The following is a 13478-nucleotide window of genomic DNA, read 5'->3' as shown; positions in this document are numbered from 1 at the left end:
GGTGCAATCCTGACCATCAGTGTGTCCCGCTTTTGACTACTTCGACTTTCCGATTTCCTTTACCAACTCGCTGGCGAGCTCGTATTCGCCTTCGACGAGCTTCTTCACCTCCGGGCCGGGCAGATCGATCGTTTCCATGGCCAGACGATCCATCGTTTCCTGGAAGGCTTTGTCTTTTAGAGCGGTGCGGAATGCGCCTTCGAGCTTCATCCGGATGGGCTCGGGGATGCCGGCCGGTCCGATGATCGCCTGCACGGATCTCAGGGACTTGTACCCCAGCTCCGTGAGCGTCGGCACATCGGGATACAGCTTCGACCTTTTCGGCGTGGTAACGGCCAGAAGCCGGACTTGCTTGTCTTCGACAAAAGGAGCCCAGACCGAGGTCTCGGTAACAAAGTCCACGTGTTTTCCCAGAAGGGACGGCATCGAAGCCGCCGATCCCTGCTGGGGGATATGGACAAATTTCGCCTTGGAGCTGAATTGCAGCGCCTCTGTCGTGAGATGCTGCGTTGTGCCAACCCCCGCGGTTCCGTACTTGATTGCGCCGGGCCTGGCTTTTCCGTCCTCCACAAGATCCTTGAGCGACTTCCATGGCGAGTCGGATCGGACCGCAACGCCGATCACGTTGTCACCGTAGTAGCTGATGTAGGTGAATGAATCGATCGGGTGGAACGGAAGCTGCCGACCCTGCAGGGCCACCAGGTAGCCGGTGCTCGACAACGTCCCGATCGTGTAGCCATCCGGCTTCGCGCTTGCCAGCGCCGCAAGGCCGATGGTGGTCGATGCTCCAGGCTGATTGATGATGACGACGGGTTGGCCAAGCGAAGCCTCGGCAGCTTTCGCGAGGACCCGGGCCGTCTGATCGGTGCTGCCGCCGGCCGCCCAGGGAACGATCATCGTGATCGGTTTGTCGGGATATTCGGCCCGGGCGGGCGCGACATTCAGAGCCCACGTAGCGATGGCCAGGCTCGCCACCATGGACGCGAATTTCGACACCATTTCAATCTCCTCTATCAATTGCCCGGGAAGATCTCTGCCGCCGTCAACACGGCGATCGCGTCTTCTAGGTTTGACGGCACCGTCACGAGCTCGCTTTGCCATTTCGCGGTAGCCGCGGGATCTTTCAGACCGCTGGCGGTGAGCAGACTGACGACAGTCTCATCGACGCCCAGATGCCCCGACTTCGCCAGCTGCTCGGCAGCGGCGAGTCCCGCCGCAGACGATGGCTCGACATACAGCCCTTCTTCCGAAGCAAGCGATCCCTGCCAGTACATCATGTCTTCGTTGCTGATTTTCAGCGCCGCACCCTTCGAGCGACGAACGATGTCCAAGGCCTGGTAGGTGCCTTGGGTAGCTCCGATGGATACGGCCACCGTGTCGAACGCCCTCGGCATGTCCGGCGGCGCGTCGGAACCGTCGGCCAGCGCGGCACCGATGGATCCATAAACCTCGGCCGCGACCATGCGCGGCATCCGGTCCGTCCAGCCGAATGCCATCATGTCCTCGAAGCCGCGCCACATGCCGACCAGCGCGTCCCCGTAGCAGACGGGCAAGATGCACCAATCGGGAACCTTCCAGCCGAGCTGCTCCACCACTTCGTAGGCGAGGGTCTTGTAGCCTTCGATGCCGAACGGATTGCTTCCGATCACCGGCCCGAAGAATGGTGACGTGGGGAACCAATCGAACTTCCGGACCGCATATTCCATGAACCGCCAGCGGTCCGGCTTGTTTTCGACGGCGACGACCTTCGCCCCATAGCTGCGCATTTGCGTCAGCATCGGGCCGGCGGTCCCCTTGAACGTGAACACCACGCAGGGCATGCCCGCCCTGGCAGCGTAAGCCGCGGCTGCCGCTCCGGCATTTCCGGACGAACTCGACACGATGACCTTTGCTCCGAGCTGCTTGCCGCTGGACACCGCCATGCAGGCGAGCCGGTCCTTGAACGACCATGTCGGATTTCTGGTCTCGTCCTTCGCGAACAGATTGCGGAGCTTGATCGACCGGCCCGAACGAGACAGATGGTGAAGCTGCGAGCCGCCCTCGCCGAGGGAGACACCATCTTCCTCTGCAACGGGCAGGACATCGCCATATCGCCAAAGGCCGCGGCTGGCCGCGCTGGTCGGCTTGGGTCGACGCCGTCTGAGCGATTCGTCGTAGACGATCGTCAGGTTGGCGCGGACGGTCGGCGCACAGGCCGGGCAATCCCGCGCATAATGAGCCGCCGGATAAGGCGCACCGCAACGGATGCACTGCAGCCCGAGCACCCTTGCCATCAGAGCACCCGCAGCTCTGTCCCGGAGATCATGAAGGAATCGACGCCATCTTTCGTAACGACGAGCGTGTCCTCGACCTGAAGACCGGCAAAACCCATCTCGTAGTATGGCGTTTCGACACAGATGACCATGCCCTCTTCGAACACGTCGTTGCTCGAAGGAGCGATATTGGGGGCATCATAACCGTCAAGACCGATGCCATGGCCAACGTGACTGCGCTGATAGTGGGAAATACCCTCGCGGCGCACCGTCTCGACCGCCGCGTTGAACACATCGGCGGCACGTACGCCGGGCTTGATCATCGCGATCGCACGATCAAGGCCCGCGCAGATGGCCTTGTGATATCGGCGCAGCTTCTCACTTGGTTCGCCCAGAATACCATTGCGCGCGATATCGGCTCGATAGTGCTTGTAGCGTCCGCCCACATCGAAGCGAATGACGTCGCCGTTGCGCAGGGCCCACTCGCCGGGCTGGACATTGGTCATCGCGCTGCGCGTGCCGACGCCGATACAGCCCAGCACCGGAAGCCCGCCTTCCACGATGGTCTTCGTGTGGAATGCCCGCGCCAGATCCATTTCGGTGCTGCCCTGGCGCGCAACCGCGAGCGCGGCGCTGATGGAAAGATCGGCAATCTGCGCCGATTTCCTCAGCCGTGCGATCTCCTCCGGCGTCTTGATCGCGCGCGCATAGCGAAACACATCCGCCGCCCGTACCAGGGTCGCCCCCGGCAGCGCATCGGCCAGCTTGTCCCAATATTGAGGAAGAATGCCGATCTCATCGACACCAATTCTTGAATTCTGAAGGCCGCGATCCTTGATCGCCTTCACCAACACCGCGACGGCATCGGCACCGTCCTGTTCGGCCAGCAGCGACTCGATTCTGGTGTCGTGCGCATCAAGTTCGACGCTGGGCGCGCGATCCACGATGAACTTGCCGAAGCATCGAACGTCCTTGACCCAGACCTCCGGATCCGCCGCAAGGTCAACAAGACCGGTGCTCGCGATGACAACGGGATCGCCGTGCCCCGCGGCAGGCGTCAGCACATAGGCCTGCGGCCCTCGCCTGATCCATTGGCTCATTGCCCAGAAGCCGCTCGAGTAGGTGACGTTTTCGGGCATCGTCGCGACGATTGCCGCCAGCGACTCCTTCTTCATGCCCTCGAACAGACGCCCCGAATTCAACAGCATCGAAACCGCTCCCGGCTTTCTGGATTGCGCAGCGACGATCAGGTCGCCGAAGATGTTCCTTTTATCGGAACATCGTTCTTATATTTGACTACTATTCAACAAATCCGCCGCAAGTCAAGCGTGCCAGGCCGTCGCTGGACGGGCTCGATGGTGCGCGTCTCGGGCGAAACGCGCCGCATGCATTTGCGTTTTTCCTGGGCGTGGAATCTGGCCGGGCGTTTGATGACGTTCCAAACGCTCGATATCGGTCAGCAAAGGGACCGGAACGAACGGCCGCTAAAGCGCGCCAGCTCTCAATCTCTGAAATTCAGATTGGCTTGCATTGCCCGGCCGATCGGTGGTCAGACATCAAAACCGTCGCACAGATTGGGAAGGATAAAAGAAGCTGTCGTTGACGCTCGGCCGACGCACGACCCGCAGGCAATGTTGATGATCCAAAATGTCAGGCGCGCCGCCAGGCGCCTGCTCGACCATTGAGCCCGCCCGGCGGCGGCTTGGCGTTCGATCAAGGACCCTTAACCAGCGACCGCTGCTTCAGCAGGCCGCATCACTGGATGTCCGCGGCATAGCGGCTTTGGGCAGTGTCGCAGCGGCTGACCCGGAGTTCCACCGGCCGTCCATTCACGTCGGACGCAACGCGCAGCACTTCGAGCAATGGGGCCCCCGCCTCGCGCTTTAGATGGCGCGCTTCCTCGGCGGTGGCAGCAACAGCGGCCAATCGCTCCGCGACGCGCGCTATGCTGATACCGAAGCGTTCCTGGTAGATCACATACATCTCGTCGCCCATCTCCTTGCCCTCCTCGACTGCGAGATCGGGCATCAGGACGACCGGTACGAAAATCCTCTCGAAGATAGCGGGAATGGAATTGAGGTATCGAACCCGGACAATCGCGTGCAGCTCCGCACCCGGCTCGATCGACAATCGCGAAGCTTGATCGTTTTTTGCACGCAAAATGCGTTGCGTGAGCACCTTGCTGGTCGGTGTCAACCGGCTGTCATCCAGATCGACAATGCGGAAGAACTGAAAGAGGGCCTGATCGCGCGAGTGGCGAGCGACGAAAGTGCCAACGCCTTGGCGGCGGACAAGCATCTTGTCGGCCTCGAGCGCCATCAGCGCCTTGCGCACCGTTCCCTGGCTCACCTTGTATTCGGCCGCCAATTCATTCTCGTTTGGAAGCATCTCGCCGGGTTTCCAGCCTCCGGAGCCAATGCGCTTGAGCAGCAAGGCTTTCACCTGCGCATAGAGTGGTTGATACGCAGTCAGCCCGATCGGTGAAGATGCTTTATCGGTCACGCGAATCCAGGCCCTCCCCGGAAGACATCAGATATAAGATATCGTTCTGCCGTAGGCAACGCGCGCACATGTCAACCCCGAGCCAAAAGTGATCGTCACTCCGCGCACCTTCGAGAGAGCAAGGTCCACCAGTCCGGATCGCGGCTCGTGAGCGGCGCTGCCGACACCCTCATTCATTCCATAGCCCGCGGCGCCTGCGCGTGCGACGCTCGACGCGGCAACATGCGGCGGGCACGAACCCACCTTCGCCGGTTCAGGCGCTTCGATAAAGCTTTGTCATGGAAAACTCGCGATGACCAAGCGACTCCGCTGCCGTCAGGCGGCCGTTGCTGGTGCGAATGATCATGTCGATCAGCGCGTCGCCGGCCTGATCAAGCGTCATCTCGCGATGGAGCACGCCGGTGACGTCGACGTCGATGTGCTCGCCCATGGTACGCAGCGTCTTCGGGTTGCCGCTGATCTTGATCACCGGAACGATGGGATTGCCGATCACGTTGCCCTGCCCGGTCGGGAAAGTGTGGACCACGTAGCCGCCCGCCGCCATCAGCGTGACGCACTCGGCTGCTGCCGATGAAGAGTCCATGTAGTAGAGACCCGGTCCCCTGGTCGGCGTCTCAGCCGGCTGCAGCGCATCGATGTAGCGGCACCTGCGGCCAATCTTTTCCAGGTTGCCGAGTGCTTTCTCTTCGATGGTGGTCAGGCCGCCGGCGATGTTGCCCTTGGTCGGCTGGGAATCGGAGAGATCGTTTGTCTTGTGCGCCTCAATTACCTCCTCCTGGTACGCCTTCCACATCCTGTACCATTTGTCGGCGATCTCGGGCGTTGCGGCGCGCTCCTTGCAGAGATGCTCGGCGCCGGTGATCTCTGAGGTTTCACCGAATACGCCATGGATGCCGACCGGGATCAGCTTGTCATACATATTGCCGACGGTCGGACAGGACGACAGCCCAGTGGTGGTATCGGACTCACCACACTTTGTTGATATCCAGAGGTCAGAAATCGGGCACTCCTCGCGAGCTAGCTCCGACGCCCACTGCACGAACCGCTTGGCCTGGTAGCTCGCCCTTGCGATGGTCGCGATGTCGCCATGCCCCTCAATGCCGAAGCCGACGACCGGCTTGCCAGTCTTGGCGATACCGTCGACGACGCGCCCGGTCCAGCCATCCTCGATCCCGATGACGACCACCGCCGCGACGTTCGGATTGGAACCAATTCCAATCAGGGTACGGAAATGCAGCTCGAGGTCCTCGCCGAACTGGAGCCGGCCATAGGCGTGGGGCAACGCCATTGCGCCCTTCACATTGTTCGCCACCGCTTCGCACGCGGCGTTCGAAAGATCGTCGAGCGGAAGGATGACGACGTGGTTGCGTATGCCGACACGGCCGTTCTCGCGGCGCCAACCCGTGAACTTCGCATGGCTGAAATCCGCAGAGGCGCGCCTGCCCGGCGATGCGCGCGTCGTCAATTGATCGGGCGCGCCGCCGACGAACGCCGAGGATAGTTCATTCGTGATTGCCAGTGTGCTCATGGCATCCTCACCAACGCTTCGTCTTCATGTTGTGCGTATGGACGTGGCGGCCCTTCGCCGCCGCTGCCGTCATGCGGCCGACGTCCTGTGCATATTTGATCACGGTGTGGCCATCGGAGAGATCGGTCAGGGCGACCTTGTGCCCGATCGGCACGTCGTCCTTCACATCGACGATAAAGGTGGAATCATCTTCGGTGACGACCCCCAGGGCCTTGGTCCCCGCCTTCAGGCCCTCTACCACCACGACGGCGACATTGTCCTTCGGATTATGGGCCAAAACGTGCGGGACGCCGCCCTTCCTGTCCGATGTACCCCTTTGAACTGCCATTATTGATGCCCCTCCCCACTCTATTTCATATCTTATATAAGATATTAAATATTGGATCAAGCCATCAGATGGCGATCCCGCCTCTTTTTGACGGGGCCGCCCTGCGGATTGCACGGCACGGCCGAGGCCTGATCGGCGCAGTGCTGATGGCAGCGAGGGACAAAAACGACACGACGACGGCCAGCGCGGCGCACTATCCGCAAGCACGCCGACTCGGCCGATCGCACGAGGCCTTGGGAGTCATCTCGCGCTTAAGGTCTTAAGACGACCTTGGCTGCGGCGACAGCACCTGCATCAATGCTGGCAAATGCTCGCGCGCCGTCTGACAGCGTGCGCTCCTCGAACCAACGCAGCTTTCCGAGCCGACCGCCAGCAATCGCCGCGACGGTCTGCTTGAAGTCCATCGGTGTGTAGCAATACGATCCTGTAAACGTGATTTCCTGGAGCGTGACCTTGCGAATGTCGAGCCCATCGGCGCCGGGCAGCAGGCCAAGATGGACGATCACCCCGCCCGGGCGGACCATGCGACTGGCTGCGGCCCGTGACGCCAGGGCTCCGACCGCGTCAATGACGAGATCGACACTACTCTCGTCCGGTTCAGAGGGGCCGCCGGGCGCATAGGTCTCGATGCCTTCTGCGCGGTGCAGCATGTCGCGGCGAAGCGGGTTTGTTTCGCCGACGCGCAGATCCGTCGCGCCGAAATGCCGCGCCACGATCGCTGCCGTCAGTCCGATGGCGCCGCCGCCGAGAATGACGGTACACGCTGACGCCGCAGGCGCTAGAAGCCGCTCCATACCGAGTCGCACGGCATGCCAGGACACCGCGATCGGTTCAGCGAGGGCGGCGTGCTCGATCGGCAACGCATCCGGGATATGCTCAAGATTGCGCTCAGGCACCCGCACATATTCGGCAAATGCGCCAGGCCGGGGCGGCATAGACAGGATCTGGCGCGTGGGTGACAGGTGCCACCGCCCCGCAATCGCATAAGGGCAGGTCGGATCGACGACGAGCGGGTTGATCGTGACGCGCTCCCCCGTGCGCGGACCCGTCAGGACTCGACCAGCCGCCTCATGGCCGAGGATAAGCGGCGGCGGTCGTCGCGAGTCGTGGCCGTGATAGGCGTGCATGTCGGAACCGCAAATACCGACGGCCTCGACCTTTACCAGCACTTCATCGGCGAGCGGTACGGGGTCGCTTTCCTCGCGAAGCTCGAGCGCATTCGGACCGGTATAAACAAGAGCTCTCACCTGACGCGCCTCCTTACTTCGCGGTGAACCCGCCGTCGACCGCCAGCGTCTGCCCGGTCACATAGGCTGCCGCCTCCGACGCAAGGAACACCGTCGCGCCCGTCAGATCATTGAGATCGCCGTTTCGACCGATGGCCGTCTGCGCCGCGAGCCGCCGCGCGCGCTCGACATCGCCGAACACCGGCGCGGTCAGCGGCGTCGGAAAAAAGCCCGGCGCAATGGCGTTGCAGGTGATCCCGACGGGCGACCATTCTTCCGCGATTGCCCGCGTTAGCTGCAACACGCCCCCCTTGGCTGCGCCGTAAGGCGCAGAGTTCGGGAACGCGCGCCAACTCTGCAACGAGGCAATGTTGATAATCCGCCCCCACCTTCTTGCGGCCATCGACGGCGCAAGAGCTTTTGTCAGCAGAAATGGGGCGCGAAGGTGCAAGGCCATGTGAAGATCAAATGCTTCTGCGCTGACATCGCAGAATGCTTGTCGAAAATTGACGCCGGCGGCATTGACCAGAATGTCGAATGACAGACCGAGCTGTTCTGCCGATGTGGCAACGACAATTCCCGCATCGGGCGACGCCAGATCGGCCACAATAACGGCGGCGGATATCCCGTCGTCCGACAATCCGGCACGCGCCTTCTCCAATTCGGCGACACGGCGCGCCACGAGCGCAACCTTCGCTCCGGCAAGACCAAGCGCGCGCGCCATCGCCAGGCCGATGCCGCTGTTGCCGCCGGTGACCAGCGCCGCCCGTCCGGTCAGGTCAAAGAGGGATGCGAGCCTGAAGCTCATCACGACCCCACCGGAGCGCCGAGATCGGCATTCGAGCCTGGCGCATATTTCTCCATCCGAACATCGCTCGTTCGCGCATGCGCTTCCATGCCCTCGAGGCGAGATATGCGTGCGGAGATCGGTGCGATGACCTTGCACGCCTCCTGCGTCATGCGCTGCCAGGTCAGCGGCTTCAGGAACTTGTGTACCGAGAGACCCGCCGAGTAACGCGCTGCAAACTTCGTCGGCAGAATATGGTTGGGCCCCGAAACCTTGTCGCCGAACGCGACATTCGTCTCCTCACCAAGGAAAAGCGACCCATAGTTCGTGAGCTGAGCGTGCCACCAGTCGAGGTCCGCGCAGTGCACCTCAAGGTGCTCGCACGCGTAAGTGTCCGAGACCCCAACCATCTCGTCGCGAGTATCGCACAGCACGATCTCTCCATAGTCTCGCCACGCCGCAGCGGCCGCCTCACGCGCGGTCGCCGGCAGGCGCTCTATCAAGAGCGGTACGATGCGGGATACTTCCTCGGCGATGCGGCGGGACGAGGTGATCAGCCACGCTGGGCTCTCGTGCCCATGTTCTGCTTGTCCGACCAGGTCGGTCGCGACGATGAGAGGATCTGCGCTCTCATCAGCAATGACGGCAACCTCCGACGGGCCGGCAAAGACATCGATGCCGACCTTGCCAAAGAGCATGCGCTTGGCCTCGGCGACAAACTTGTTGCCAGGCCCGACGATGACGTCGGCCTTGCGGCCCGTGAAGAGGCCGTACGCCATAGCCGCAATTGCTTGCACGCCGCCGAGACACATGATGACGTCGGCGCCGGCAACGTGCATCGCGTAAAGCACATAGGGGTGGATCCCCTCTCCCTTGTAGGGCGCGGAGCAAGCGATGACGGTTCGCACGCCCGCAGCTTTCGCCGTGGCGATTGACATGTAAGCCGACGCGATATGCGCGTAACGTCCGGTCGGTACGTAACACCCGGCCGTATTGATGGGGACCAGCTTCTGGCCAAGCTGAAGGCCAGGGGCGATCTCGAACGTGAAATCCTGCACCGAAGCCCGTTGCGCCTCGGCAAAACGACGCACATTGCCTGCGGCGAATGCAATGTCGTCCTTTACCTGTTGCGGAATGTCACGTGTCCGCATCTCGATCGACTTGCTGTCCAGCGCGATCGCGCCCGACCATTTGTCCAGCTTCACAGCGTAATCGCGCACCGCCTGCTCGCGGCCCGCCTCGATGACCGAGAGCATCTCTGTGACGACTGCACGAGCTGCTTCAGTCTCGGTTTCGGGGGACTTCGCCGCTTTCTTCAAGTAAGTGACGGACATACGGATTTCACCTCTTCGCTGTGCTGCGGGACGCTGCGAAGACCCGGCCGACGCCGCGGCCGGATCTTCCTGCAACGCCTATTTTTGGTTGAGTTCCGTGGCGAAGGCGCGCAGCTTCGGATCGGCGGCGACGCGCTTCATGATTTCGTCCGAGATGAAGGATTTCGGATCGGGATCGGACGGGATTGTCCCGACCTCGGTAAGATACTTGCCGATTTTCGAAAACCATCCGTCTACGATGGAAGCGCCGGTCGCCCGCGACATCAGGCTCAGCTGCTCGTCGAGCGAGAAAGTCGGCCGCAAGGCGAACTCCTGCTCCATCGCCTGGGCGCTCGTCTCAAGTCCGCCTTCCTTGTAGAAATCGAGAGCGAGCTTGCGGGCTTCAGCAGGATTGGCTTTCGCCCACAACCAGCCGCGCAGGTAAACAGCCAGAAATTTGGCAACCTCGTCGGGGTGCTCCTTGGCGTAGTCCGCGCGAACGACCAGCGCGCCGGGAACGACCGCACCCGAATCGGCTCCCGAACAGAGATACTTGGCACTCGCACGCTCTTCGAGCGTATAGGTGTTCGGAGCCCAGACACCCGCGATATCACCATTATTGGATGTAATCGCCGTGATGATCTGGGCCTGCCCGAGGTTGACAAACTGCATGTCGCTCTGCGCCAGCCCAAATTTGGCAAGGCACTTGCGCGAGGCATAGTCGACGGTCGAGTTGGTCGTCAGAAGCAGCCGCTGCCCCTTCAAAAGCTTCGGATTCGCGGCGATGGCGTCGAACTTGTCGCCTCGCACCATCATGGCATTTGTCTTCGACTCGTCATTGGTGATGCCGATGGTCAGGATATTGAAGCGGGCGGCACCAAGCACCGCCGGAACGGAGCCGGTGCCTCCTACGTCCCAGGACTTGGCTGCTGACGCTGCAATCTGCGGAGCGCCGGCCGGGAACGTCGAAAAGGTTGGCGTAAGACCAACTTCCTTCCACCATCCCTTGACATTCGCGTAGTGGAACGGCAGCGCCCAGTAGAGCGACGGCTGGTAACTGACGCCGATTGCGGTTTGCGCGCCTGCGTGCATCGGCACAACCAGAACAACGGCCGCTATTGCCGCCTTGATTGCCTTTGAGACCATGACCTTTCCTCCAGTTTTATAATTGAAACGGATGTGTCAGCGCGATGAGCTATCGTGCTTTTCTTCCCGAAGAGATTTCCAGACGTGCGTGCGCAGGCGGACAAAGGATTCCTGATCCATGACATCCTCGATCCTCGAGAATCGATTCCAGTTTTCCGCCTCGCGTGTCGATCTGACGTCGAGAAGCTCCTTGATGCGACCAGGCCGGCGAGTCATGATGACCACGCGATCAGCGAGATAAACCGCTTCTTCCACTGAATGGGTGATGAAGAGGACCGTGCGCGGATTGACACGCGCTAGCCGTACCAACTCTTCCTGCATGACGACGCGGGTTTGCGCGTCGAGCGCACCGAACGGCTCATCCATCAGCAGAACCTCCGGCTTCAGGACGTAAGCCCGCGCGATAGCGACCCGCTGTTGCATCCCACCGGAAAGTTGATGCGGAAAAGCGTCGGCATGGGTTTCAAGCCCCATCAGCTTCAGCGCATCGGCGATGAGACCGTCGCGTTCTGACCGGCCAACCCCCTTGTTGCGCAAGCCAAGCTCGATGTTCTCGCGTACAGTTTTCCACGGGAACAGCGCGAAATGCTGGAAGACCACCGCACGGTCAGGACCTGGAGTGGTCACGAGTCGACCGTTCACAGTCACCGTCCCCGACGTTGGCTGCTCAAAGCCGGCAACAATACGAAGACACGTGGTCTTGCCGCAACCTGACGGGCCGACGATTGCGACGAATTCCTTTTCGGCGATCTCAAGGTTGATGTCGTCGAGTGCTTTCACGCTGGCCTTCTTCGGGCCGAAGACCTTGTTCACCCTCTCAAACCGGATTGAGCCCATTCCGATGTCCCCTAGGCGCCGATGCCGCGCCGGCGCAGGATCAAGGCCTCGCCATGGCGCAACACGACATCGATCAGCATGCCGGCAAACCCGATCGCGATCATTCCGGTCATCACGGTTTGCGTCGACACATTGGCCTGAGCCTGCACCATCATGAAGCCCACGCCGCTTGCGGCGACAATAAGCTCGGCACCGACCAGGGATTGCCAGCCAAGACCAGCCGCCACGCGAAGACCGGCCACGATCGACGGGATCGACGCCGGCAACAGGATCTCGACAATCGTGCGAACATGCCCCGTGCCCAGCATTTGCGAGGCCTCGATCAGGCGCGGATCGACGAAGCGGGCGCCACGATAAGCATTGATCAGGCAGGGCGGAAAAGCTCCGGCGAAGATGATCATCACTGGACCGCCGATTCCGGTGCCGAACCACAGCGCAGCAAAGGGCACCCAAGCGATTGGCGCGATGAACCGCAGCGACTCGAAAATCGGCGACAGGATATCATCGAGCAATCTGAACCAGCCCATGAGCAATCCCAGCGGAATGCCGATCAACGCGGCCAGCGTGAGCCCATAGAGATAGCGGCCGGCGCTCGCCACGAGATGCTGCGGCAAGGTTGCCCCTGCGAATGGTCTGGTCAGCAGTTCGATCAAGCGCGAAATCACATCGAGCGGCGTCGGCAGGAATTGTCGAGGAACGAGGCCCGATGTCGACAGCAGCGTCCAAAACCCACAGAACACGAAAAGTCCGACCAGACTCCAAAGAAAGGTTTCCTTGGCAGTGAGAGGCCGATCCATCATCGTCCGCTCCCCGCGGCCGCATTCCATGCGAGCGCCCTGCGCTCCAATTCGCCCAACAGCCTGGTCGTAAGGAACCCGAGCACGCCTACGGCGAGCATCCCGACCAGGATCATGCCTGGATAGATATCCTGCTGGGCCATGTTCAGCACGAAGCCAAGCCCGACCAGCGCGCCGACCAGTTCGGCCGCGACCAAGGTCGTCCAGGCCGCCTGCAACGAGAGGCGCAAGCCGGTGAAGATCATGGGCGACGCCGCGGGAATGAGTATCTCGGCGACAAACCGCCCGGATGGCGTGCCAAGCATCCGCGCCGCCTCGATAGTCGGCCGATCGATCGTGCGGACACCGCTGAAGGTGTTGATGACCGAGGGCACAAAGGCGGCAAACCAGATCACCATGATCTTGGCCGCATCACCGAGCCCCAGCCAGAGGATAGCGAGCGGAATCCAGGCCAACGGAGGAATCGGCCGAATGATGAGGAATGCCGGATTGATCGCCGCTTCGGCGCGGCGGCTCCAGCCCATCCACAAGCCGAGCGGCACGCCAGTCAGCACCGCGACCAAAAAGCCGGCCACAACGAGAAGCAGGCTGTGAAGCGCATGGGTGAAGAGCTGGCCGCCCGCGTAGCCGTGAATGCTGATCTGAACAAGCGCCAGCCAGAAATCCCGCGGAGACGGAAATCGCCCAGCCGTGACGATCCCGGCACTGGTCACGACGAACCACAGCGCCACCAGCACTGCAAACGTCGCCAACCCGATCCAC

General features: G+C 61.6%; 14 protein-coding genes. 1 reads left to right on the top strand and 13 read right to left on the bottom strand.

Annotation, left to right across the window (positions count from 1 at the left end):
* Positions 1-36 precede the first annotated feature (36 nt).
* From QOU61_RS14305 to QOU61_RS14295, 3 genes are read right to left on the bottom strand one after another with little or no spacing between them, the layout of a single operon-like run.
* Complete coding sequence (locus QOU61_RS14305) at positions 37-999, bottom strand: tripartite tricarboxylate transporter substrate binding protein (protein WP_289659397.1); 963 nt, start codon at positions 997-999, stop codon at positions 37-39.
* A 14-nt stretch (positions 1000-1013) separates the two neighbouring features.
* A complete protein-coding gene (locus QOU61_RS14300; RefSeq protein ID WP_289659394.1) occupies positions 1014-2273 on the bottom strand; it encodes a pyridoxal-phosphate dependent enzyme in 1260 nt (419 codons plus the stop codon).
* Positions 2273-3460 (bottom strand): M24 family metallopeptidase, encoded by a 1188-nt coding sequence (locus QOU61_RS14295; RefSeq protein WP_289659392.1) that lies wholly within the window; start codon positions 3458-3460, stop codon positions 2273-2275. The genes QOU61_RS14300 and QOU61_RS14295 overlap by 1 nt, the downstream gene beginning before the upstream one ends.
* A 24-nt stretch (positions 3461-3484) precedes the next feature.
* On the opposite strand from QOU61_RS14295, the gene QOU61_RS14290 reads away from it, so the two are divergent.
* Complete coding sequence (locus tag QOU61_RS14290) at positions 3485-3937, top strand: hypothetical protein (RefSeq protein ID WP_289659390.1); 453 nt, start codon at positions 3485-3487, stop codon at positions 3935-3937.
* A gap of 70 nt (positions 3938-4007) precedes the next feature.
* On the opposite strand, the gene QOU61_RS14285 is transcribed toward QOU61_RS14290, so the two are convergent.
* The 10 genes from QOU61_RS14285 to QOU61_RS14240 all read right to left on the bottom strand — a co-directional run bounded on the left by QOU61_RS14285 (position 4008) and on the right by QOU61_RS14240 (position 13468).
* Positions 4008-4754 carry a GntR family transcriptional regulator gene (locus QOU61_RS14285; RefSeq protein WP_289659388.1) on the bottom strand — a complete coding sequence of 249 codons (747 nt, stop codon included), beginning with the start codon at positions 4752-4754 and terminating at the stop codon, positions 4008-4010.
* Between the two features lie 253 nt (positions 4755-5007).
* Entirely contained in the window at positions 5008-6282 is a 1275-nt protein-coding gene (locus tag QOU61_RS14280; protein WP_289659386.1) for a UxaA family hydrolase, read from the bottom strand.
* A 7-nt stretch (positions 6283-6289) separates the two neighbouring features.
* Positions 6290-6610 carry a UxaA family hydrolase gene (locus tag QOU61_RS14275; protein ID WP_289659384.1) on the bottom strand — a complete coding sequence of 107 codons (321 nt, stop codon included), beginning with the start codon at positions 6608-6610 and terminating at the stop codon, positions 6290-6292.
* A 251-nt stretch (positions 6611-6861) separates the two neighbouring features.
* Positions 6862-7857 carry a zinc-dependent alcohol dehydrogenase gene (locus QOU61_RS14270; protein ID WP_289659382.1) on the bottom strand — a complete coding sequence of 332 codons (996 nt, stop codon included), beginning with the start codon at positions 7855-7857 and terminating at the stop codon, positions 6862-6864.
* Between the two features lie 13 nt (positions 7858-7870).
* Positions 7871-8560, bottom strand: a complete 690-nt coding sequence (locus QOU61_RS14265) for an SDR family NAD(P)-dependent oxidoreductase (RefSeq protein ID WP_354142525.1) — start codon at positions 8558-8560, stop codon at positions 7871-7873.
* A gap of 83 nt (positions 8561-8643) precedes the next feature.
* Complete coding sequence (gene hisD, locus QOU61_RS14260) at positions 8644-9957, bottom strand: histidinol dehydrogenase (RefSeq protein ID WP_289659380.1); 1314 nt, start codon at positions 9955-9957, stop codon at positions 8644-8646.
* Positions 9958-10035: 78 nt separating this feature from the next.
* The gene (locus QOU61_RS14255) at positions 10036-11028 is read right to left on the bottom strand and encodes an ABC transporter substrate-binding protein (protein ID WP_289659378.1); all 993 of its coding nucleotides are present in this window, start codon (positions 11026-11028) and stop codon (positions 10036-10038) included.
* A gap of 90 nt (positions 11029-11118) precedes the next feature.
* Positions 11119-11895, bottom strand: coding sequence for an ABC transporter ATP-binding protein (locus tag QOU61_RS14250; RefSeq protein ID WP_289659377.1), 777 nt, complete (start codon positions 11893-11895; stop codon positions 11119-11121).
* 35 nt (positions 11896-11930) lie between these two features.
* The gene (locus QOU61_RS14245) at positions 11931-12719 is read right to left on the bottom strand and encodes an ABC transporter permease (RefSeq protein WP_289659375.1); all 789 of its coding nucleotides are present in this window, start codon (positions 12717-12719) and stop codon (positions 11931-11933) included.
* Positions 12716-13468 carry an ABC transporter permease gene (locus QOU61_RS14240; protein ID WP_289659373.1) on the bottom strand — a complete coding sequence of 251 codons (753 nt, stop codon included), beginning with the start codon at positions 13466-13468 and terminating at the stop codon, positions 12716-12718. Before QOU61_RS14240 ends, QOU61_RS14245 begins: the two co-directional genes overlap by 4 nt.
* Positions 13469-13478: the final 10 nt, after the last annotated feature.

Source organism: Bradyrhizobium sp. NP1, from assembly GCF_030378205.1.
Lineage (GTDB): Bacteria > Pseudomonadota > Alphaproteobacteria > Rhizobiales > Xanthobacteraceae > Bradyrhizobium.
The sequence above is the reverse complement of the archived record's forward strand: the minus strand, read 5'-3'. Positions and strand labels throughout refer to the sequence as shown.

Excerpts from the sequence above, each read along its gene's own strand:
- QOU61_RS14265 (WP_354142525.1), bottom strand. The coding sequence starts at position 8,560 with ATGGCGCGCGCGCTTGGTCTTGCCGGAGCGAAGGTTGCGCTCGTGGCG.
- QOU61_RS14280 (WP_289659386.1), bottom strand. The coding sequence starts at position 6,282 with ATGAGCACACTGGCAATCACGAATGAACTATCCTCGGCGTTCGTCGGC.
- QOU61_RS14295 (WP_289659392.1), bottom strand. The coding sequence starts at position 3,460 with ATGCTGTTGAATTCGGGGCGTCTGTTCGAGGGCATGAAGAAGGAGTCG.
- QOU61_RS14275 (WP_289659384.1), bottom strand. The coding sequence starts at position 6,610 with ATGGCAGTTCAAAGGGGTACATCGGACAGGAAGGGCGGCGTCCCGCAC.
- QOU61_RS14305 (WP_289659397.1), bottom strand. The coding sequence starts at position 999 with ATGGTGTCGAAATTCGCGTCCATGGTGGCGAGCCTGGCCATCGCTACG.
- QOU61_RS14255 (WP_289659378.1), bottom strand. The coding sequence starts at position 11,028 with ATGCACGCAGGCGCGCAAACCGCAATCGGCGTCAGTTACCAGCCGTCG.
- QOU61_RS14300 (WP_289659394.1), bottom strand. The coding sequence starts at position 2,273 with ATGGCAAGGGTGCTCGGGCTGCAGTGCATCCGTTGCGGTGCGCCTTAT.
- hisD (WP_289659380.1), bottom strand. The coding sequence starts at position 9,957 with ATGTCCGTCACTTACTTGAAGAAAGCGGCGAAGTCCCCCGAAACCGAG.
- QOU61_RS14245 (WP_289659375.1), bottom strand. The coding sequence starts at position 12,719 with ATGATGGATCGGCCTCTCACTGCCAAGGAAACCTTTCTTTGGAGTCTG.